Origin of the sequence: Bartonella sp. 11B (genome assembly GCF_002022625.1) — a bacterium.
GTDB lineage: Bacteria > Pseudomonadota > Alphaproteobacteria > Rhizobiales > Rhizobiaceae > Bartonella > Bartonella rochalimae.
This window is the reverse complement of record NZ_CP019783.1, coordinates 1,062,007-1,083,993: the sequence shown is the minus strand read 5'-3', so window position 1 is coordinate 1,083,993 and position 21,987 is coordinate 1,062,007. Positions and strand designations below refer to the sequence as shown.

Sequence of the window (21,987 nt, the reverse complement as noted above, 5' to 3'; positions counted from 1 at the left end):
CAAATACTCATTTTATATATTTATAGAACTTTTTCAACGCATTTCTGTTAGTGCTTTTACTCCAATAATTGTGAGCCCTGATGATAAAATATTAATAATAGCTTGAATTAATCCAAGTCTGGCTAGTGATAATTCTTTATTATCAGGTTTAATAAAACGTAAATTAGGATTGTCATTGCCCTTATTCCAATGTCCATGGAAGTTTGATGCAAGGTCATAAAGATAAAACGCTAATCGATGTGGTTCTTTGTAAATGACGGCTTGTTCAATGATCCGTGGATATTCGGTGAGTTTGCGTATTAACAATATTTCATTCTCATCGACTAATTGGTCAAGATGCGCAATCATTGTACTGTTTGAAGGATTTTCAGTACGGAAGACTTCTTGCGCTTGACGAAAGACTGAATGACAACGTGCATGTGCATATTGTACATAAAAAACCGGGTTATCTTTCGATTGTTCTGTTACTTTTGCGAAATCAAAATCAAGAGGTGCTTCGCATTTACGATAAAGCATCATAAAACGAACTGGGTCACGGCCAACTTCTTCTACAACATCACGAAGAGTAACAAAGGATCCAGCTCTTTTGGACATGCGTACGGGTTGACCATCGCGAAAAAGTTTCACTAACTGACACAAGAGAACAGTTAGTTTGGCTTTATTTCCAGAAATTGCTTTTGCTACAGCTTCTAATCGCTTTACATAACCAGTGTGATCAGCGCCTAGAATGTAAATCATTTCATCAAAGTGGCGATTAAATTTATCACGAAAATAAGCAACGTCAGTTGCAAAATAAGTATAAGAATTATCTGATTTAATTAGAGCACGATCTTGGTCGTCACCAATGTCAGTTGAACGAAATAAGGTCTGTTCGCGTGGTTCCCAATCCTCTACGTTTTTCCCTTTTGGTGGTGGCAGTATACCCTTATAGATATAACCACTTAAAGTAAGATCAGTAATAGTACTACGGATGGCTTGCGCGTTATTTTCGTAAAGCGTGCGTTCCGAGAAAAAGACATCATGATAAATATTAAGAGCGGCTAGATCTTTGCGAATCATTGCCATCATTGCATCAATTGCGTGTTCCTGTATTGTAGATAAAGCTTCTTCTTGATCTATAATTAATAATTTGTCACCAAATTTTTTAGCAAGAGATTGCCCCAATGGTATGAGATATTCACCTGGATAAAGCCCTTCTGGAATTTCACTGATTGTTTGTCCAAGTGCTTCACGATAACGCAACATTACAGAACGGGCGAGTACTTTTATTTGTTCACCAGCATCATTGATGTAATATTCTTTAGTAACTTCATAACCAGCAAACTGAAGCAAATTAGCAAGAACATCTCCAATAACAGCACCCCGGCAATGCCCAACATGCATAGGCCCGGTTGGATTTGCAGAAACATATTCGATATTGATTTTTTTTCCTTGTCCTATTTCAATTTGACCATAGGATATTCCTTTTTCAATCATTAACTTTAAGGCATTTTGCCAAAATGATTGTTTAAATTTTATATTAATAAATCCAGGACCGGCTATATCGATGTAATCAATGTCGCTAACAGATTGATCACTATTGAGGAGCTTTATAATTTTTTCAGCAAGAGCACGTGGATTTAGTCCAACAGATTTAGCAAGTACCATAGCAGCATTTGTTGATAAATCGCCATGTAAAGCATCACGTGGAGGGTCAGCAACGATTTTTGATAAATCTAAGATTTCACCATTTTTTCCTTTTATATCAGATAATTCGATTAATTTTTTAATTTTATTTTCGAAATTCTTAAAAACATTCATGTTCAAATTCCATGTTGTATTCGAAATAGTGAATCGAAATCATCTGTATGCTTAAATAACCGATGGTATTCACGCAAAGCATAATGATCGGTCATACCTGATAAAAAATCAGCAATAAGCCGCGCTAACTCTTGATCGGTTAAATTAGTTATTTTAATGTACCAATTTTCAGGCAATAAGTTTGGATTTTCATAATAACAGTTGAATAATTTTTGTACAATAGATTTCGCTATGTTGCGACGTACAAGAACTTTATTGTGATAATAAAGATTTTGAAAGAGAAAATCCTTTAATTGCTTTTCTTGAGTAGCCATTCTTGGAGAAAAGGTAATAATAGTTTGTTTCGCTTGATAAACATCATTTGTGCTCTTTGGTTTGATAAAAGATAAATTTCTTTGTGATTGTTCGATTACATCTTCAACCATGATTGTTATTTGTCGACGTACTAATTCATATCCACGTCGAGTTTGGTCAAGTTTAGGATATTTTTTTTCGATATCTTTTAATAATGAAGCAGTCAAGGAAACTTGCTCGAACTGATCAATTGTTAAAAAGTGCGAACGTAGACCATCATCGATATCATGAGCGTTGTAAGCAATATCATCAGCAACTGCTGCGCATTGCGCTTCTAGTCCAGCATAGCAATTAAGCTCAAGATTGTGTTGTGCGTTATAGTGTAAAATATCGATAGAAACATTTTTATTGTTAGAATGAGGACCTAAAAGAGGACCATTATGTTTCACAAGTCCTTCAAGTGTTTCCCAGGTAAGGTTTAATCCGCCAAAATCTGCATAACGCTGTTCTAGTTTTGTAACAATCCGTAGTGTTTGTGCGTTATGATCAAAACCTCCATAAGGTGCCATTGCTTCATTCAGAGCATCTTCTCCTGCATGGCCAAAAGGTGTATGCCCAAAATCATGCACAAGGGCAATTGCTTCTGCGAGATCTTCATCAAGATTTAGTGCACGGGCTAATGTACGTGCAATTTGAGAAACTTCGATTGAATGGGTCAAACGTGTCCGATAATGATCACTTTCATCAGCAATAAAAACTTGAGTTTTATGCTTAAGACGTCGAAATGTATTGGAGTGAATAATACGATCACGATCACGTTGAAAAGGTGTACGTATCGTACTTTCTGCCTCATAAAATAGTCTGCCACGGCTTTTTTGAGGATTCGTGCTATATACCGCTCGAGATTGATAATTGTAATTGATATTGTTTATATCCATTGCAAGTTATCCGTTCTCACCTTAAATTTAGAATCATTTATTATTAACAAAATTCTATGTATTTTGGATACTCTTTCTTTACAATTGAGTTCACTAATTCAAGGATCTAGTAGCGTATGAGTGTAAATATTTCAGATATTGCTGCCAAACAAATTGCACAGATACTTGCAGAGCAACCTGGAAAAACAGCTTTACGTATTTCTGTTGAAGGGGGAGGATGTTCTGGCTTTTCTTATAAGTATGATTTGGTCTCTGAAATTAAAGAAGATGATTTTGTTATTAAAAAAGATGGAGCGGTTGTATTTATTGATTCAATATCTTTTCCTTTCATGGAGGGAGCTGAAATTGATTTTGTCGATGATCTTATGGGGCAATCTTTTCAAATTCATAATCCTAACGCTACTTCATCATGTGGTTGTGGTGTGAGCTTTTCAATTTAGAATAATTGCTTTTCTATATTACTCCTTGAAAAGATTACCAATTTGATCAACAATGTGAAAATGGAAATTTTTATAAAAAAATCATACCAGATTTTGTGGTTGATAATAACATTTATCTTGTTGACTTGGAGTAATGTCACCTTTTCTGAAGAAGGAGAATTTCAAAGGAATCAAGGAGAAGAATTAGTTACTTCTATTATGGATTCTCATGATCATGAAGAGGGTGATTCATACTCGCAGCTTATATTACACGCTCAACTAACAAATAAGAGTGAAAATATTATGAGCGGATTAGTGTGGCGTGTTTATGCGCCTATTTTGGGAAGCGACAATAAATTGCCATTGGTTGCAACTTATGAAGGTGGTTCCGCACGTTTTGATTTAAAACCAGGGAGCTATCTTGTTCATGTTTCATTTGGTCATGCAAGTGTTGTGCAACGTGTAAGTTTAGAGAATAGACAACACCTTGTTAAAAATTTTAATCTTGATGCGGGTGGTATTATTTTAAATAGCACATTATTTAATGGCATAATCAATGAAAAAGAATTGCGTTTTACTATATATGAGGATGAAAGAGAAAATGATGATACGGGTGTAATCTTAGCAAATGTTAAACCACAATCGATGGTGCGTTTAAAAGCTGGTCATTATCGTGTTGTTTCTCATTATGGTTCAGTTAATGCCATTATACGTTCAGATATTCAGGTAGAAGCTGGTAAAATTACTGAAGTAACCCTTGAACATCAAGCTGCTCAAATTATTTTAAAGTTAGTACGTCAAGAGGGAGGAGAAGCACTGGCAGATACAAGCTGGTCTATCACTAATGACTCTGGTGATATTATTTATGAAACAGTTGGTGCTTATGTTTTGCTTGTTTTAGTAGAGGGTGATTATATTGCTATTGCTAAAAATAAAGACAAAATTTATCGAAAGGTTTTTTCGGTAGTTTCTGGTCAAGATAAAGATGTAAATGTTATAGCAAATTCGCAAAATGTACAGCAATTTGATGAATCAATGGAGTGATTCATTATCTTGGATGTTAATTGTACTTGGATGTTAATTGTAATTGTTAAAGGGGATATTTAAAGTTTTGGTTATAGAATTTTCAACATTAAGTGTTTTTTTTGCTGGTGCATTATCTTTTTTATCACCATGTGTTTTGCCATTAGTTCCTCCTTATTTGTGCTATATGGCAGGTGTTAGCATTGACGATTTTCGATCAGAAAAACAAGATAGAAGAGCATCTGTACGCTTAGTACTTTTGTCTTCTGTTATTGCTTTTGTTTTTGGGTTTACAACTGTTTTTGTTCTCTTGGGTGCAAGTGCAAGTACACTTGGCAAATTCATCGGTTACTATCGTGATTGGTTTGCTATTGCATCTGGAATTATCATTATTATTTTTGGTTTAAATTTTTTAGGGCTTTTCAAGATTGGTTTATTATTGCGTGAAGCGCGCTTTCAAACACGAAAAACGCCTGCTGGACCTTTAGGAGCTTATATTATTGGGTTAGCTTTTGCATTTGGTTGGACACCATGTATTGGTCCAATTTTAGGGCCTATTATAACGCTTGCAGGAACGAAAGAAACCGTAAGTGAAGGCGCTATGCTTTTGGGTGTTTATGCATTGGGTCTTGGAGTACCTTTTCTGTTAGCAGCTTTGTTTTCAAGTAGCTTCATGGGATTTTTAGGGGCTTTTCGTGTTCATTTAGGAAAAGTTGAAAAAATTATAGGTATTTTTCTGATTATTACAGGTATTTTATTTTTGACAGGTTCTATGCAAAATTTATCTTTTTGGCTTTTAGAAAATTATCCTTCGTTAGGTAATATTGAAACGATTAGTTGGCATGATATTATAAATTTATTTGGATTTTTTCGTTAATTATATGTGCTTTTATGGTTAGAAGTTGTCTTTCTATTGTTCTCGCAGCAGGTGAAGGGACGCGTATGAAATCGTCTCTTCCTAAGGTCCTCCATAAAGTGGCTGGGTTACCACTTGTGTGTCACGTGATAAGACAAATAGAATTATTAAATTCTTCACAATTAGCAGTGGTTGTAGGGGTTGGTGCAGAAGATGTTACTAAAACTGTACAATCATTTGTAAAAAATGCGATGATTTTTGAGCAAAAAGAGCGACTAGGTACTGCTCATGCAGTTTTATCTGCACGAATTGCTTTGGAAAAAGAAGTGGATGATGTTCTCATTGTTTTTGGAGATACTCCTTTAATTGAGCAAAATACATTGGTCAAAATTCGTGAACAACTTTCTAAGGGAGCAGATGTTGTTGTCACTGGTTTTTATACTTCTAATCCAACAGGTTATGGTCGTCTTTTCAATAAAGATGGTAAGATTATTGCGATTGTAGAAGAACAAGATGCAAGCGATGAAGAGAAAAAAATCTCTTTTTGTAATGGTGGAATAATGGCCATTAAGGGAAAGTATGCTCTTTCTCTTCTAGATAAAGTTAATAATAACAATTTGAAAGGAGAATATTATCTAACAGATATTGTTTCTATTGCAGCTTGTGAGGGGTTAAACATTCAGGTTGTGGAAGTGCCTTTTGATAATGTTGTAGGAATTAATAATTGTTTTGAGCTTTTTGAGGTTGATGTTTTATGGCAAAAACGTAAAGCGCGCGATCTCATGTTATCTGGTGTTCGAATATTAAAGCCAGAAAGTGTTTATTTTTCTTATGATACAGAAGTTGAATCAGATGTTGTGATTGAACCAAATGTTTATTTCGGATCAGGAGTAAAAGTGCAATCTGGTGCAGTTATTCACGCATTTAGTTATCTAGAAGGTGTTGTGATTGGTATGGATGCAGAGATTGGACCTTATGCGCGTTTGCGACCAGGAACAGAGTTAGAACGATCGGTTAAGATTGGAAATTTTTGTGAAATTAAGCAAGCAAAAATAGGAGAGTGTTCCAAGATTAACCATTTGAGTTATATCGGGGATGCAGAAATTGGGAAGCATACTAATATTGGAGCTGGTACAATTACTTGTAATTATGATGGTTTTAACAAACATAAAATTGTGATTGGAGACAATGCTTTTATTGGTTCTAATTCAGCACTTGTTTCTCCTTTGATCATAGGGGAAGGAGCCTATATCGCTTCAGGAAGTGTTATCACTGAAAATGTTCCCGCTGACAGTATGGCTTTGGGGCGTGCACGGCAGATTATAAAAGAGGATCGTGCAGAAAAATTACGTGAGCGTTTATCAGCAAATAAAAAAAAGAGTTAATTGTTTTTATTTATTTCTCAGTTTTAATAGTGATCTAATAATTATGGAGACACTTGTTCTTATTTATGACCATGCCATATCAATTTATATAATTTATAGGCTGTTTAGATTTAGAATGTAGATCGTTTGATTTTTTATAATGTTTATTATCAATTTGGGGTGTAAATTGGAGCTTTTTAATGTGTGGAATTATTGGAATTCTTGGAAATAAATCTGTTGCATCCCATTTGATTGATGGCTTGAAGCGTCTTGAGTATAGAGGATATGACTCATCTGGTTTAGCGACAGTGCATAATGGGCGTCTTCATCGTGTTCGAGCTGAAGGTAAATTAGTTCATTTAGAAGAAAAATTAGGAAAAAAACCTCTGGAAGGTAATTTAGGAATTGGTCATACTCGCTGGGCTACGCATGGGATTGCTGTAGAACGAAATGCTCATCCTCATATGACTGAGAGACTTGCAGTTGTTCATAATGGCATTATTGAAAATTTTGTAGAACTACAAAAGGAACTCGTTGAGGACGGTTATACCTTCGAAACAGAAACGGATACGGAGGTTATTGCTCATTTGATTACACGCGAATTGAAAAATGGTCTTTCTCCACAAGAAGCAACGTACACAGGCTGGAAAAAACTCCAGGGTGCTTTTGCTTTTTCTCTTATTTTTGAAGGTGAAGACAATCTTATGATTGCTGTTCGCTCTGGACCACCATTAGTGATTGGTTATGGTAAAGATGCGTTTTTTGTGGGGTCTGATGCGATTGCTTTAGCGCCATTTACAAATCGTATAAGCTATCTGGAAGATGGAGATTATGCAGTTATCAAACGTGAAGGAATAAAAATTTACAATACGGATAATCGGCAAGTAGAGCGCCCTATTACGACTTTATTTGAAGGGTCTTTGCTCGTTTCTAAAGGTCGTCATCGTCATTTTATGCGTAAAGAAATGTTTGAACAGCCTGAAGTTATTTCACATAATTTGACGCACTATCTTGATTTTAGACAAGGTATTCTGCTTGAAAGTTTGATCGATTGGAGCAAGATTAATCGAGTATTATTCGCTAGTTGTGGGACAGCTTACTATTCAACTTTAGTTGCGCGTTACTGGTTTGAAAATTTTGCTGCTTTAAGTATCGATAATGATGTAGCTTCTGAATTCCGTTATCGTGAACCACCGATAACATCTGATGTGTTATCGGTATTTGTTTCCCAGTCTGGTGAAACGGCTGATACTTTAGCGTCTTTACGCTACTGCCGAAATCTTGGTGTAAAAACAGCAACAGTTGTGAATGTTATGCAATCAACGATGGCAAGAGAAGCTGATTTTGTTTTACCAACCTTCGCAGGACCAGAAATTGGTGTTGCTTCGACAAAAGCTTTTACTTGTCAATTATCCACTCTTGCTGCAATGGCACTTAGTGCAGCTAAACAGCGTGGATATCTTTCAAAAACAACAGAACAGCAATTGGTTCAGCAATTAGCAGAAGTTCCTAGGATTTTAAATGAAGTTTTAAAGCTGGATGAAAAAATTGAACAATTATGTCGTAGTTTAGTAAATGCAAAAGGTGTACTCTATCTTGGGCGAGGCACTTCTTATCCAATTGCTTTAGAGGGAGCGCTCAAACTGAAAGAACTTTCTTATATTCATGCTGAAGGTTATGCTGCTGGTGAATTAAAACATGGGCCGATTGCGCTGATTGATGAAAAAATACCAGTTATTGTTGTAGCCCCTTATGATAGATGGTTTGGAAAAACATTCTCTAATATGCAAGAGGTTGCTGCGCGTAATGGCCATATTATTTTGATAACGGATAAAAGAGGAGAAGCAGCAGCAACTCATTTTTCTTCCTTATCGACTATTATTTTACCAGATGTTCCAGAGTTTATTGCTCCTATTATTTATGCTTTGCCTGTTCAGTTAATTGCTTATCATACAGCTGTTTTGTTGGGGACAGATGTTGATCAACCACGTAATTTAGCAAAATCAGTGACCGTTGAGTAAAAAATGATTTATTTTTTAAGAATTATAGAAATGATAAATCAGTATCTGCAACTGATATATAAAAACATTTTATTTTATCAAAATGACTTTTAAATATATCATCAACAATGACCAGAGTGTTTTAATAAGCTTTTTGATCTTTACAGGAGGATATGCTCTCTTTTTGAAGTGGGTGAAAATCTTGTTTAACAGTTGATTTTTTGTTGGTTGTGTTGATAAAATTATTAAAAAACTAACCTGCACGTAATAGCTGAAGAGCATCATCGCGTCCAAAAAGATAAAGAAGTAAGCGCACAGCATATCCCTGTTCTGAAGAAAGATTAGGATCGCGTTGTAATAATAAATTCGCATTCTTTTTTGCTATAAATAAAAGATTACGATGGACTGCAAGGTTTGCTATATAGAATTCAGGCATACCAGATTGTCGTGTTCCTAATAATTCGCCTTCACCTCGTAGACGCAAATCTTCTTCAGCAATTGTAAAACCATCTTCTGTATTTCGCATGATATTGAGACGTGCTTCAGCTGTTTTGGTGAGAGGGCCCTTATAGAGTAAAATACAGGAGGATTTTTTATTTCCTCGTCCAACACGTCCACGTAATTGGTGTAGTTGTGCAAGACCAAAATGCTCCGCATGCTCGATAACAATAATTGAAGCATCAGGAATATCAACTCCTACTTCAATGACTGTAGTTGCAACTAAAATGCATATATTAGCATTTTTAAAGGATGCCATTACGGTTTCTTTTTCATCAGTAGACATTTTTCCATGTATCATACCGACACGAGTTCCAAACCGTTTTTGTAAGCTCGCAAAGCGATTTTCAATAGAAGTAAGCTGAAGAGTTTTGGATTCTTCCACAAGAGGACAGATCCAATAAATTTTTTCTTCTTTTTGTACTGCAGTAGCAATTCGTTCTATAAGTTCATTTATCCGTTCTGAAGGAATTGTTGCAGTTGTGATAGGATTCCGCCCAATTGGTTTATCTGTAATTTTTGATGCGTCCATATCACCATAAGATGTTAGTATCAACGTACGTGGAATAGGAGTTGCTGTCATAACAAGCATGTCAGGCTTATTGCCTTTTGCAGTAAGGGTAAGACGTTGGTGTACACCAAAACGATGTTGTTCATCAATAATAGCCAGAGCAAGGTTATTATAAGTGACATGCTCCTGTATCAAAGCATGGGTACCGATAATGATAGAAGCTTCTCTTGATAAAATAGTATCAAGAATTTTTGCGCGCACTTTTCCTTTTTCTCGCCCAGTTAATAGGGCTGTTTGTAAACCGATTTTTTCAGCAAGGGGAGCGATTGTAGCAAAATGTTGTCGAGCAAGAACTTCTGTTGGAACCATTAAGGCTGATTGCCCTGAATTTTCAGCAATTTGAGCTATTGCCATCAGTGCAACTACGGTTTTTCCTGTTCCCACATCACCTTGAAGAAGCCTTAACATGGGTTCAGGTGAAGCTAAATCATTTTCGATATCTTTAATTGCTTTTATTTGTCCATTTGTAAGCTGAAAGGGTAGGATTTCAAGTAGTTTTTTAGTATAAGCACCTGTAGGTGGGCGAGAAGTACCTGAAAGTGATTTAGTCTCTAGGCGTACAAGGCCAAGAGCTATTTGATTAGCAAAAAATTCATCATAAGCAAGACGCTTACGCGCTGTACTTTCTAGGGTAAGATCATCAGGATTGATAGGGTCGTGAATGCGGCGTAAAGAAACAGCAAAAGAAGAAAAGTTATGCTCCTTTTTTATACTTTCTTCTATCCATTCTGGCAAAGAAGGAATAAAATCAAGGGCTTTTTTCGTTGCTCGTCTTAGTGTCTTTGTGGAAAGCCCTGCAGTAGAGGGATAAATCGGTTCAATAAATGGCATCTGATCGAGTTGTTCATAAAAAAGTATATGATCAGGGTGAATCATTGAAAGCTGCCCTTTAAACCGTTCTACTTTACCTGATACGATTACTTTTTTCCCTTTTGGCAATTGCTTCTCTAGCCAAGAGCGTTGGGCGTGAAAAAATATTAAATTTATTGTACCTGTTCGATCATAACCAATGACACGATAAGGTGCTCGACTGTGATTCGTTGGTGGTATATGTTGATCGATAATAATTTCAAGAGTAACAATATCTCCTTCTTGTGCGAAAGAAATATTGGGTTGTTTTCTGCGGTCTATAACAGAATGAGGCATCAATCGAAGAAGATCAATAAGAGTAGGTTCGCGTTGCACAAGATTAATATTTAAAACTTTAGCAAATAAAGAACATATTTTTGTATTAACTCCAGCGAGGGTGTTAATAGAGGTAAAAAGGGGATTCAGAAGGCTTGGACGCATACGAAAATTTAACTCTCTTTGTTTTTTTCTAGTATTTAGAAAGAACTTTTTGAAGATAAATCACTCAGTATATAAAAATAGTTGCATTATTGTTTTCTTAAGATGTGGGTTATGGAATTAAATAGTCCGATAATGAAGAAAATAAGAACATGATAAAAAGATAATCAACATTAATCATTTTATATGCTACTCTATTTTATTTATATATTTTTTTATTGTGGCTATAGCTATTTGTTTGATGGTCATTTATCGATATCAATGAAATTAGTATGTCTTTTGGATATTCTAGAGTGCTAGGATTGTGGCTTTGGTGTAAGTCAAAGATCGTTTACAAAAATAAAAATTGCAATTTGGTATCTATTTTAATGGGAAATAGTGCAAGTGTCAGGAAAAAAAAGAAAAACACCCGATAATAAAAACTCTCTCCCTCGCTTTATTCACTTGAGGGTACACTCAGCTTATTCACTTCTTGAAGGTGCTTTAAAAGTCAAACAAATCATTCAGCACGCCATTTCTGATCGTATGCCTGCCATAGCTATTACGGATACAAATAATTTATTTGGTGCTTTAGAGTTTTCACAATACTGTTTTTCTGATGGTATTCAACCTATTATTGGTTGTCAGCTTGCTATTGATTTTGGTGATGAAAATTGTAATTCACCTTTAACTAAATTGCATCATTCTTCTGATTATTCTTCCATTGTATTATTTGCTGCGAGTGAAACAGGTTATTCGCATTTGGTTCGGCTTGTTAGTCGTGCATATCTTGATAAGAATGATACGGATCTTCCGCATATTAAAGCTGATTTTCTCTTAAGACACCATGAAGGAATTATTGCTTTAACTGGTGGACCAGGAGGGCCTATTAATTCGGCTTTAACTGAAGATAAAAAAGAACGAGCTATTGAGCGTTTAACTTATTTGAAGAAAATTTTTGGTGATCGTCTTTATGTTGAATTACAACGGCATGGTTCTTATGATCGGAAAGTGGAAGAAGCGCTTATTGAACTAGCTTACACCTATGAGATTCCTCTTGTTGCTACTAATGAGGCATTTTTTCTCAATAAAGAAGGATATGCTGCTCATGATGCGCTCATGGCTGTTGCGGAAGGGCAAGTTGTTTCTAATCCAAATCGTAAACGTGTGACATCAGATCATTATTTAAAGTCACAAGATGAAATGGTTTCACTGTTTTCTGATCTTCCGGAGGCTTTGGAAAATAGTGTTGAAATTGCTTTACGCTGTCATGCTTATGCACCAATTAGAAAACCGATTTTGCCTGGTTTTATAGAGCGATCTACAGATACATCCTCTGTTTTAGAAGCAGAAGCTAAGGAATTATTAGATCAAGCCAAAGCCGGTTTAAAAATGCGTCTTGAGACAATTGGTTTAGCAGAAGGCTATACAATTGCAGATTATGAGCAGCGGCTTAATTATGAAATTTCAGTTATTACGCGGATGCAATTCTCTGGTTATTTTCTCATTGTTTCGGATTTTATCAAATGGGCAAAAGCTCATGATATTCCTGTCGGTCCAGGGCGTGGTTCTGGTGCTGGGTCCCTTGTTGCCTATGCACTAACGATCACTGATGTTGATCCTTTACGTTTTTCTCTTTTATTTGAACGTTTTCTTAATCCAGATCGTGTTTCTATGCCAGATTTTGATATCGATTTTTGTCAAGAACGACGCGAAGAGGTTATTCGTTATGTTCAGCAAAAATATGGCTGCGATCAAGTCGCTCAGATTATTACATTCGGTAAATTGCAAGCACGTGCAGTATTGCGTGATGTTGGTCGTGTTTTAGAGGTACCTTATCGTCTGGTAGACTATCTGACAAAATTAGTTCCTGCTACTCCTGGTAGTAATATTGAGTTAGCACAAGCTATTATAGATGAACCAAAATTTGAAGAAGAAAAGAAAAAGGACCCTGTTATTGGGCGTATGTTAGATATAGCACTTCAGCTAGAAGGACTCTATCGTCATGCCTCTACTCATGCTGCAGGGATTGTTATTGGTGATCGTCCATTATCAGAGCTTGTACCGATGTATCGTGATCCACGCTCTGATATGCCTGTAACTCAATTTAATATGAAATATGTTGAACAATCTGGATTGGTAAAATTTGATTTTTTAGGTTTAAAAACGCTTACTGTTTTAAAGATGGCTGTTGATTTTGTCGCACGAAAAGGCACGAAGGTAGATTTATCGCATATTCCCCTTAATGATGAAGCAACTTATGCTATGATGTCACGTGGTGAAACAGTTGGCGTGTTTCAAGTTGAAAGTGCTGGTATGCGTAAAGCACTTATTGGTATGAGGCCAGATTGTATTGAAGATATTATTGCTCTTGTAGCGCTTTATCGTCCTGGTCCGATGGAGAATATTTCGACATATAATATACGCAAACATAAAGAAGAAGAAATTACCTCTATTCATCCTAAAATAGACCATTTAGTTAAAGAAACGCAAGGTGTTATTGTTTATCAAGAACAAGTGATGCAGATTGCTCAGGAGCTTGCTGGCTACTCACTCGGAGAAGCAGATTTATTGCGTAGAGCTATGGGTAAAAAAATTCATAAAGAAATGCAAGAACAACGTGCACGCTTTGTAAGTGGGGCCGTTGATGGTGGCCTTGATAAGGAGCAGGCTAATGTAATCTTTGATCTTTTAGCAAAATTTGCGGATTACGGTTTTAATAAGTCGCATGCTACCGCTTATGCGATTGTTTCTTATCATACAGCTTATATGAAAGCACACCATCCTGTAGAGTTTTTGGCTGCATCTATGACATATGATATGACAAATACAGATAAGCTCAATGATTTTCGACGTGAGGCATTAAGATTAGGAATTGAGGTTATTGCGCCCTGTGTGCAAACATCACACCGCATTTTTGAAGTTGGTGAGAATTGTATTTATTATTCCCTTTCTGCTGTTAAAGGGGTGGGAGATATGGTCGTTGATCATATCGTGGCTTGTCGTGGAGACAAGCCTTTTAGGGATTTAGAAGATTTTTGTGAACGTATTGATCCTCGTATTGTGAATAAGCGCGCTATGGAGAGTTTGATTTACGCTGGCGCCTTTGATTGTTTTAATGTTGCTCGTGAAGTTCTACTAGCAAGCCTGGTAACTCTTAACGCACGTGCTCTTCGTATTCTTGATAATAATTCTAGTGGGCAAGTTGATATATTTGAGATGGTAGGTGGGTTAAAAGAGCCTTTGATTTTATCTCAAGCATCTCCTTGGTCTGTTGCTGAGAAACTTCATTATGAATTTCAGGTAATAGGTTTTTATTTTTCTGCTCATCCTTTGAGTGAGTATCAAGATGTTCTTATTAAAAAACGTGTTCAGACTTGGAACAATTTTGCTGCTTCAGTTAAAGGGGGAGCTACTGCTGCCCGGCTTGCTGGAACTGTTGTAGCAAAACAAATTCGTAAAACAAAATCTGGTAAGAAAATGGGAGTGATTCAGTTTTCTGATACGAGTGGGCAATATGAAGCAGTTATATTTTCTGAAGGACTTTCTGTATACGGAGATATGCTGGAGCCTGGAAAATCTTTTATCATTACAGTTGTTGCGGAGGATCGCTCTGAAGGAATTAGTTTGCGTATTGAAACAATTCAGTCCTTAGAAGAACAAGCACTGCAATGTCATAAAATGATGCGCATTTTCCTAAAAACAATAGATATGCTACCACAAATTGAGCAGAATTTGAATTCTGAAGGCAAAGGAGAGGTAGCACTTGTACTAATTCAAGAGGACGGACTTCGAGAAGTTGAGATAGCTCTTCCAGAAAGGTATAAAGTGAATGCCCATGTAGTCAATGCTATAAAAGTTCTTTCTGGTGTAGTTGATGTCGAGTTAAGCTAAAGTTTATAGGATAAAGATTATTTTTTTAAGCAAGTAGTATTATATTTCTTTAGTGTTATGAAAATTATATTTTAAGTCAGCTTGAAAGATTAAAGTAAATTAGTATTAGCAAATTGACATTTGCAAAATAAACGCTTTATTTGCTTTACAAATTGTATTATTAACGTTTAAAATTTTTTTATATTTACAATGAAAATAGAATTGTAATTTTGGTTGTTTAAGGCAATGAGACTATAATTTTTATAAATTTTCTACTCAATGCTTTTTAATATTATTTTTTGTCAAGTCCATGGCGTCATAAGAGTATAGCCAATCAAGGCGAGACATAATATTTTCTGGTGTATGAATTTTCATAAAGAAATTACGTGCAATTGCTATCGGCCCAGTTGCATGATAGACAAATCTATTAAAATCTCCACGTTTTTTTACAGCAGTAATACGTGGTTTGCGTATTTTTTCATAAAGTGCAGTGGCTTCAGCGAGTGAGAGATTATCCAGAGAGAGTACTTCTGCTAATGTGGCGGCATCCTCTATTGCCATAGCAGCACCTTGTGCTGCGAAGGGTAAAAATGCATGCGCACAATCACCTACAAAGACTTGCTGTTGTAAACCTAAAAAACGATTATGATTCATTTGAAATAATGGCCAATAGCTCCACTCATCAATGTGATTAAAAATTTGCAGAATTTTTGGATTCCAATCATTAAAAAGAGATTTGAGTTTCTCTTTATTTCCTGTTTGCTTCCATCTTTTTCCTGGATTTTCTCCATGAGTGATGGCTACGAAATTGAATGTTTTTATTGACTCAATAGGATAGGCAACAAGGTGATTTTTAGGTCCCATCCAAGCAGTAATTGTTTTTATATTTTGTAATAAAGAACAAAATTTTGGAGAAAGACTCTCAAATGATTTTGTTGCTCGCCATGCGATGAAGTTAGTGAAACTAGCTTTTTCATGAAAGGGGGAAAACTGTCGCAATGTTGACCAAACACCATCACATCCAATGAGAAGTGGTGTTGAATAAAATTGATATCGTTGTATTCCAGTTTTTTCTTCTATTGTGATTGTTTTTATTTTAATATTATCCCCTGTAGATTGGGTAGATGATATGATGCTTTCTCCCATTTTGTATTTAATAAGAGGGTTCTTAATAACAGCATTATATAAAACGTTCTGTAAATCAGCTCGATGAATTGTAATATAAGGAGATTTCCAGCGCTTTTCAGATAAGTTAATAAGGTCTGCATGTAAATGCGTTTTCAAAGATATACCATCTTTTAATTCAAGAAAACGCGGTTTAATACCTAATTTAATAAGTGTATTAAGCATTCCCCAACGGTCAAGAATGCGTGTTGCATTTGGAGTAAGTTGAATACCAGAACCAATACTATCAAGCTGCTTCCGCTTCTCAATAATAGTACTTGCAATTCCTTTATGAGCAAGTGCTAAAGCAGAGCTTAATCCCGCAATGCCTGCTCCAATGATAATTAGAGATTGATCTTTTAGCTGTTTCATATCAAAGAAAAAGAGAATCTTTTATAAAGAATCTTTGAGATGATACGTACATCCTGTAGGATTTGTCTGATTATGTGGTAGTGTATGATTATAGCGATAAAGTGTTGAACAATAGGGGCAAATTTTTTCATCAGCTGCTCCCATTTCAAGAAAAATATGGGGATGATCGAATGGTTGCGTAGCCCCTATACACATAAATTCTTTTACACCAATTTCGATTGTTTTGTATCCATTATCATTTTGAAAATACGGAATATTATAATCAGCCATAATGCGTAAACTCCAGATAAATTATCTTAATAAGGTATGATTTAAATCATGTGTTTTAATTATTAATTTGTAATACGATATACTATAATGCAAGATGCTTTTTCAGATAACTTATAAATGAGGGTAGATTCAATTGTTTTTAAAATATTCATATAGTTAATATGGAGAGAGTTAGTCATTATATTATGATTGAATATTATGATTGAGTCAGGACTTTTGAAATTTTTGCAGTTTACAAAATTTGATAAAAAATAGATAAAATTAGGATCTTATCTTCATAAGAGCGCGATTTTTATTTTGTAAAGGTTTCTATAAAATATAAAGAATTTTAACTGAATATATGAAACAAACGCTGACAGATCAAATTACTATGCGGGATATAACGATGGATAATCCAGCGCGATTTGTTAATCGTGAGTTTTCATGGTTACAATTTAATAATCGTGTTTTAATGGAAGCTGCAAATTCTAAGAATCCTTTATTGGAACGGGTACAGTTTCTTTCAATTTCAGCAACTAATCTTGATGAGTTCTTCATGGTTCGTGTTGCTGGCCTTGCTGCTCAAATTCGTTCTGGGATTACAGAATGTAGTGCAGACGGACTTACACCGCAGGAACAGCTGGATTTTGTATTAACTGAGATTGCATATTTGCAAGCTAATCAGCAACAAGAATTACGTACCTTACGTTATGAGCTAAAACAAAATAATATTGAAATTGTCTGTTCTGACAAGCTTTCCAAAGTTGAAAAATTGTGGGTTGAAAGGTATTTTTTAAAGGAAGTTTTTCCTGTTTTAGCACCTTCTCTTATTGATTCTATACATTCTTTTCCTTTTATTCCTAATTTAGGTTTTTCTCTTGCGTTCCAATTATTACGGCGCGTTGATCAGCATTCTATAATGGTGTTTTTACCTGTTCCTAATACTTTGAAGCGTTTTATTCTTCTTCCTCAAGAGGAAAATAATTTTCGTTTTATTTTATTGGAAGATCTTGTCTGTCTTTTTATTGATCGTTTATTCCCTGGTTATGATAACAATGGGGCTGGAACATTTAGAATTATCCGCGATAGCGATATTGAAGTAGAAGAAGAAGCAGAAGATCTTGTTCATTTTTTTGAAACTGCGTTAAAAAAACGTCGTCGTGGAGAAGTTATTCGAATTGAATTTAATATGAAAATGCCTGAAAATTTACGCCAATTCATAACGGATGCACTTAGAGTACCTAGTAATTGTGTGAGTGTTATCAATGGTTTGTTAGCACTAAATATGATTTCAGAAATTGCTTCTATTCCGCGCGATGATTTAAAATTTATTTCTCATAGTCCTCGTATTCCAGAGTGTATTCGTGAGCATGGTGGTGATTGTTTTGCAGCTATTCGTGAAAGAGATATTGTTATTCATCATCCTTACGAAACATTTGATGTTGTTATACAATTTTTACGTCAAGCTGCCGCTGATCCTAATGTAATTGAAATCAAGCAAACTCTTTATCGTACATCAAATGATAGTCCGATTGTTAGTGCTCTTATTCATGCTGCTGAGCGAGGTAAGACGGTGACAGCATTAGTAGAATTAAAAGCCCGTTTTGATGAAGAGGCTAATATTCGTTGGGCACGTGATCTTGAATGTGCAGGAGTTCAAGTAATTTTTGGTTTTGTTGAATTAAAAACACATGCTAAAATGTCTTTAGTGATAAGATGTGAAGAGAACTGTCGTCGTTTTTATGTTCACCTTGGAACTGGGAATTATCATCCAATTACCGCTAAAATGTATACCGATCTTTCCTTTTTTACAACTGATGATGACATTGCTCATGATGTTGGACTGCTTTTTAATTATCTTACCAAATACGCACAGCCAAATAAACCAATGAAAATAGCATTTTCACCATTAACATTGCGTAGCCGTATTCTTGAACATATCAAAAAGGAAATTACCAATGCACAACAAGGGCGGATAGCTGCTATCTGGATGAAGGTAAACTCATTGGTTGATCCTGAAATTATTGATGCTTTATACCATGCTAGTCAAATGGGGGTACAGATTGATTTGGTTGTGCGGGGTATATGTTGTTTACGTCCTGGTATTCCAGGGATCTCAGATAATATTCGTGTGAAATCAATAGTAGGACGATTTCTTGAGCATAGTCGCATTTTCTGTTTTGGTAATGGTGAGAATTTGCCAAATAAGAATGCTATTGTTTATTTGGGCTCAGCTGATATGATGCCTCGTAATCTGGATCATCGTGTTGAAGTATTGGTTCCAATTTTAAATAAAATAGTTCATCAACAAGTTCTTTCAAAAATTATGTTGGCTAATATTATTGATAACCAACAAAGCTTTGATATATTGGCCGATGGAACATCAAGACGTAGAAAGCCGCAAAAAGATGAAAAGCTATTTAATGCACAGGAGTATTTTATGAGCAATGTGCTTTTTTTCGAGTATGAAAACTTTTTTCAGACTTCTACTTCACCTTTGATTGAGTTGCTTCAGTAACAAATGAAAACACTTAAAGACTGAAATATCCAATGACATATATAAATACTCAAGGTTGGCTGAAAGGGTATAAACCCGTTGCAGTTATCGACATTGGTTCAAATTCTGTTCGACTTGTTGTTTATGAAGGCCTCGTACGTTCACCAGCAGTTTTATTTAATGAAAAAGTTTTTTGTGGTCTTGGTCAAGGTGTTGCAAAAACTGGAGTTTTGGAAGAAAAATCAATCGAGATGGCACTACGAGCACTGAAACGATTTTATGCTGTTTGTCAACAGGTTGGTGCAGATGAAATCTATACTTTAGCAACAGCAGCAGTACGAGAGGCAAAAAATGGATTAGCTTTTATTCAAAGCGCTGAAAATATTTTACAAAATAAAATACATGTTCTTTCGGGAAGTGAAGAAGCTATTTATTCAGCTTACGGAGTTATTTCTACTTTTTATCAGCCAAATGGTATGTCTGGTGATCTTGGCGGTGGAAGTCTTGAACTTATTGATATTCATGATTCTAATGTATGTGAAGGGATAACGTTGCCATTAGGTAGTTTACGACTGCAATATTTGTCAAATAATGATTTTATTTTGGCAAAAAAAATTGTTCATGAGCAACTTTGTAAATCTTCCATTGTTATGCGTAAAGATATATCTCGTTGCTTTTATGCAGTAGGGGGAACTTGGCGTAATCTTGCAAAATTATATATGGTCATCAAAAATTATCGATTACCTGTTATGCATGGCTATGAGGTTGATGCGCAAGAGATGGAGGAATTTTTGCTTCTTGTTATCAATGGTGGTATTGAAAAAATAAGAGAAATTTCAGTTATTCCCAAAAAACGTCGTCAGCTTTTAGCGTATGGAGCGATTGTTCTTATTGAACTGATTCAATGCATGAATTTAAAAAAAATAGTTTTTTCTGGAGCAGGGGTTCGCGAAGGTTTTCTTTATTCAAAATTACCACGAGAAGATCGTGTTTCTGATCCATTAATTACAGCATGTTTAGAAATGGCTATCTTAAGAGCACGCTCACCAAAACAAGCAAGTGAACTGATTGATTTTACCACAGGTGCATTTGAAGCTTTTGAAATTTTAGAAACTGAAAATGAATGTCGTTATCGTAAAGCTGCTTGTCTTCTTTCTGATATCGGTTGGCGTATACATCCAGATCATCGCGGTAATGAAGCAGCTAACCAGATAGCATTAGGATCTTATCCAGGAATTTCACATAAGGGACGTATTTATGCTGCATTAGCAGTCTTTTTCCGTAATACAGGCTTATCATTTGATAAGGAAGCTCCTGAGATTCTTAAATTAGCAACTAGCGATATTGTTGAAAAAGCAAGAATCCTTGGCGGAATTATGCGTATCGCTAATCTTTTTAGTGCCTCTACTGCAGGAATCTTACCTAATTTATCATGGCAAAAAAAGCTAGACAATATTGTATTACATATTCCAGCGCGCTATGCAAATTTAATAAGCGAACGGCCTTATAAACGCTTACAGCAATTATCAAAAATAACTAAATTTCCCTTAGTTTTTGAAGTTTTTTGATTCCTTTGCAAGGTGAAATATCAAAATATTTATTATAATATTTTCATATTTATAAACTAAAGTTTTTTGATCGTTACTTCTCCGTTGTTATAATAAAATGCTATTTGACCTTTTAACATTTGTTCCGCTTTTTGACCAAAAATTTCATAACGCCAACCATTCATAGCAGCGATATTATGAATAATATTGCCATTAGAAATTTTTTCTAAATCACTGGATGTTGCAATAATTTGAGGTGCAATATTATTTTCGTTTGCAACAAGCTTTAATAGTACTTTAAGAAGATCAATTGTAACAGCTGTTTTATCATCAATAGCATTATACTTGGGAAGGGCAGGTAAAGTAGCAAGATCAGCTTTTAAGCCTTGGTGTATGGCTTCGATTAATGTATGCACAGCTGGTGAATGATGCCAGCTTTTGTTAATGCTACGTAAACGATACAGAGCAGCTTCATCCTTTGGTTGTTGGATTGCAATTTCAATAAGACATTCATCTTTCATTATATGGCGACGAGGGACATTATATTGGCGTGCTTCACGTTCACGCCAAGCTGCTATTTTTTGCAATACGGCAAGTTCGCGTTTTTTTGTGATTCTTCCTTTTACTTTTTTCCAAGCTTCATTTTCTGGTATATCATATGTCGTCGGTGTTAAGAGGAGTGCCATTTCATCATGCATCCAATGAGTACGTTTTTTTTCCTCTAATTGTTTTTTTAGTGCAAGATAGACGTCTCTTAGATAAGTAACATCAGAAACTGCGTAGAGCAGTTGCTTTTCAGAAAGGGGGCGACAGCTCCAGTCTGTAAAACGAGATGATTTATCAAGATGATGTCCAGTGCAACGTTGTACAATTTGATCATAGGAAATAGAATCACCAAATCCACAGATTGATCCTGCTACTTGCGTATCAAAGAGGGGAGAGGGAATAATTCCTCCGAGATGATAAATAATTTCGATATCTTGGCGTGCAGCGTGAAAAACTTTAACAACTTTTTTATCAATCATTAGATCAAAAAATGGTTGTAGATTAATATCTTGCGCCATTGGATCAATAAGTATTGTAATATCTGGTGATGCAACCTGAATCAGGCATAGCTGAGGCCAGAAGGTTGTTTTACGTATAAATTCAGTGTCTACTGTTACAAAATTAGATTTGCGCAAAGCGGCAATAGAAATTTCAAGATCTATAGTGTTTGTAATAAGTTCCATTATTTTATTATAGCTAAGTAGATTAAA

14 protein-coding genes are annotated in these 21,987 nt (G+C 35.4%); 8 read left to right on the top strand and 6 right to left on the bottom strand.

Going from position 1 to position 21,987, the window contains the following annotated elements:
• Positions 1-33: 33 nt before the first annotated feature.
• Positions 34-1,800 (bottom strand): arginine--tRNA ligase, encoded by a 1,767-nt coding sequence (gene argS / locus Bho11B_RS04695; RefSeq protein WP_078673786.1) that lies wholly within the window; start codon positions 1,798-1,800, stop codon positions 34-36.
• 2 nt (positions 1,801-1,802) lie between these two features.
• Positions 1,803-3,032 (bottom strand): deoxyguanosinetriphosphate triphosphohydrolase, encoded by a 1,230-nt coding sequence (locus tag Bho11B_RS04690; RefSeq protein WP_078673785.1) that lies wholly within the window; start codon positions 3,030-3,032, stop codon positions 1,803-1,805.
• Positions 3,033-3,148: 116 nt separating this feature from the next.
• On the opposite strand from Bho11B_RS04690, the gene erpA reads away from it, so the two are divergent.
• The 5 genes from erpA to glmS all read left to right on the top strand — a co-directional run bounded on the left by erpA (position 3,149) and on the right by glmS (position 8,715).
• Positions 3,149-3,472, top strand: a complete 324-nt coding sequence (gene erpA, locus Bho11B_RS04685) for an iron-sulfur cluster insertion protein ErpA (RefSeq protein ID WP_078673784.1) — start codon at positions 3,149-3,151, stop codon at positions 3,470-3,472.
• Between the two features lie 60 nt (positions 3,473-3,532).
• A complete protein-coding gene (locus Bho11B_RS04680; RefSeq protein ID WP_078673783.1) occupies positions 3,533-4,495 on the top strand; it encodes a hypothetical protein in 963 nt (320 codons plus the stop codon).
• Between the two features lie 67 nt (positions 4,496-4,562).
• Positions 4,563-5,351 carry a cytochrome c biogenesis CcdA family protein gene (locus Bho11B_RS04675; RefSeq protein WP_078673782.1) on the top strand — a complete coding sequence of 263 codons (789 nt, stop codon included), beginning with the start codon at positions 4,563-4,565 and terminating at the stop codon, positions 5,349-5,351.
• 14 nt (positions 5,352-5,365) lie between these two features.
• Positions 5,366-6,715 carry a bifunctional UDP-N-acetylglucosamine diphosphorylase/glucosamine-1-phosphate N-acetyltransferase GlmU gene (gene glmU, locus Bho11B_RS04670; protein WP_078673781.1) on the top strand — a complete coding sequence of 450 codons (1,350 nt, stop codon included), beginning with the start codon at positions 5,366-5,368 and terminating at the stop codon, positions 6,713-6,715.
• 179 nt (positions 6,716-6,894) lie between these two features.
• Complete coding sequence (gene glmS, locus Bho11B_RS04665; RefSeq protein WP_078673780.1) at positions 6,895-8,715, top strand: glutamine--fructose-6-phosphate transaminase (isomerizing); 1,821 nt, start codon at positions 6,895-6,897, stop codon at positions 8,713-8,715.
• A gap of 232 nt (positions 8,716-8,947) precedes the next feature.
• Here the strand turns inward: glmS and recG are convergent, their stop codons facing one another.
• Positions 8,948-11,053 (bottom strand): ATP-dependent DNA helicase RecG, encoded by a 2,106-nt coding sequence (gene recG, locus Bho11B_RS04660; protein WP_078673779.1) that lies wholly within the window; start codon positions 11,051-11,053, stop codon positions 8,948-8,950.
• Positions 11,054-11,434: 381 nt separating this feature from the next.
• On the opposite strand from recG, the gene dnaE reads away from it, so the two are divergent.
• Positions 11,435-14,923: a DNA polymerase III subunit alpha gene (gene dnaE / locus Bho11B_RS04655; protein WP_078674097.1), complete on the top strand. Its 3,489-nt coding sequence runs from the start codon at positions 11,435-11,437 to the stop codon at positions 14,921-14,923.
• A gap of 255 nt (positions 14,924-15,178) precedes the next feature.
• Here the strand turns inward: dnaE and Bho11B_RS04650 are convergent, their stop codons facing one another.
• Both Bho11B_RS04650 and Bho11B_RS04645 read right to left on the bottom strand, forming a co-directional pair.
• Positions 15,179-16,438, bottom strand: coding sequence for an FAD-binding protein (locus Bho11B_RS04650; protein ID WP_035005724.1), 1,260 nt, complete (start codon positions 16,436-16,438; stop codon positions 15,179-15,181).
• A 21-nt stretch (positions 16,439-16,459) separates the two neighbouring features.
• Positions 16,460-16,708 (bottom strand): zinc-finger domain-containing protein, encoded by a 249-nt coding sequence (locus Bho11B_RS04645; protein ID WP_035005726.1) that lies wholly within the window; start codon positions 16,706-16,708, stop codon positions 16,460-16,462.
• A 340-nt stretch (positions 16,709-17,048) separates the two neighbouring features.
• Here Bho11B_RS04645 and Bho11B_RS04640 point away from each other — a divergent pair, with 340 nt between their 5' ends.
• Together Bho11B_RS04640 and Bho11B_RS04635 are read left to right on the top strand one after the other, a co-directional pair.
• Positions 17,049-19,205 carry an RNA degradosome polyphosphate kinase gene (locus Bho11B_RS04640; protein WP_078673778.1) on the top strand — a complete coding sequence of 719 codons (2,157 nt, stop codon included), beginning with the start codon at positions 17,049-17,051 and terminating at the stop codon, positions 19,203-19,205.
• 32 nt (positions 19,206-19,237) lie between these two features.
• Positions 19,238-20,752 carry a Ppx/GppA family phosphatase gene (locus Bho11B_RS04635; RefSeq protein WP_035005729.1) on the top strand — a complete coding sequence of 505 codons (1,515 nt, stop codon included), beginning with the start codon at positions 19,238-19,240 and terminating at the stop codon, positions 20,750-20,752.
• 56 nt (positions 20,753-20,808) lie between these two features.
• Here the strand turns inward: Bho11B_RS04635 and rnd are convergent, their stop codons facing one another.
• Complete coding sequence (rnd, locus tag Bho11B_RS04630; RefSeq protein ID WP_035006660.1) at positions 20,809-21,963, bottom strand: ribonuclease D; 1,155 nt, start codon at positions 21,961-21,963, stop codon at positions 20,809-20,811.
• Positions 21,964-21,987: the final 24 nt, after the last annotated feature.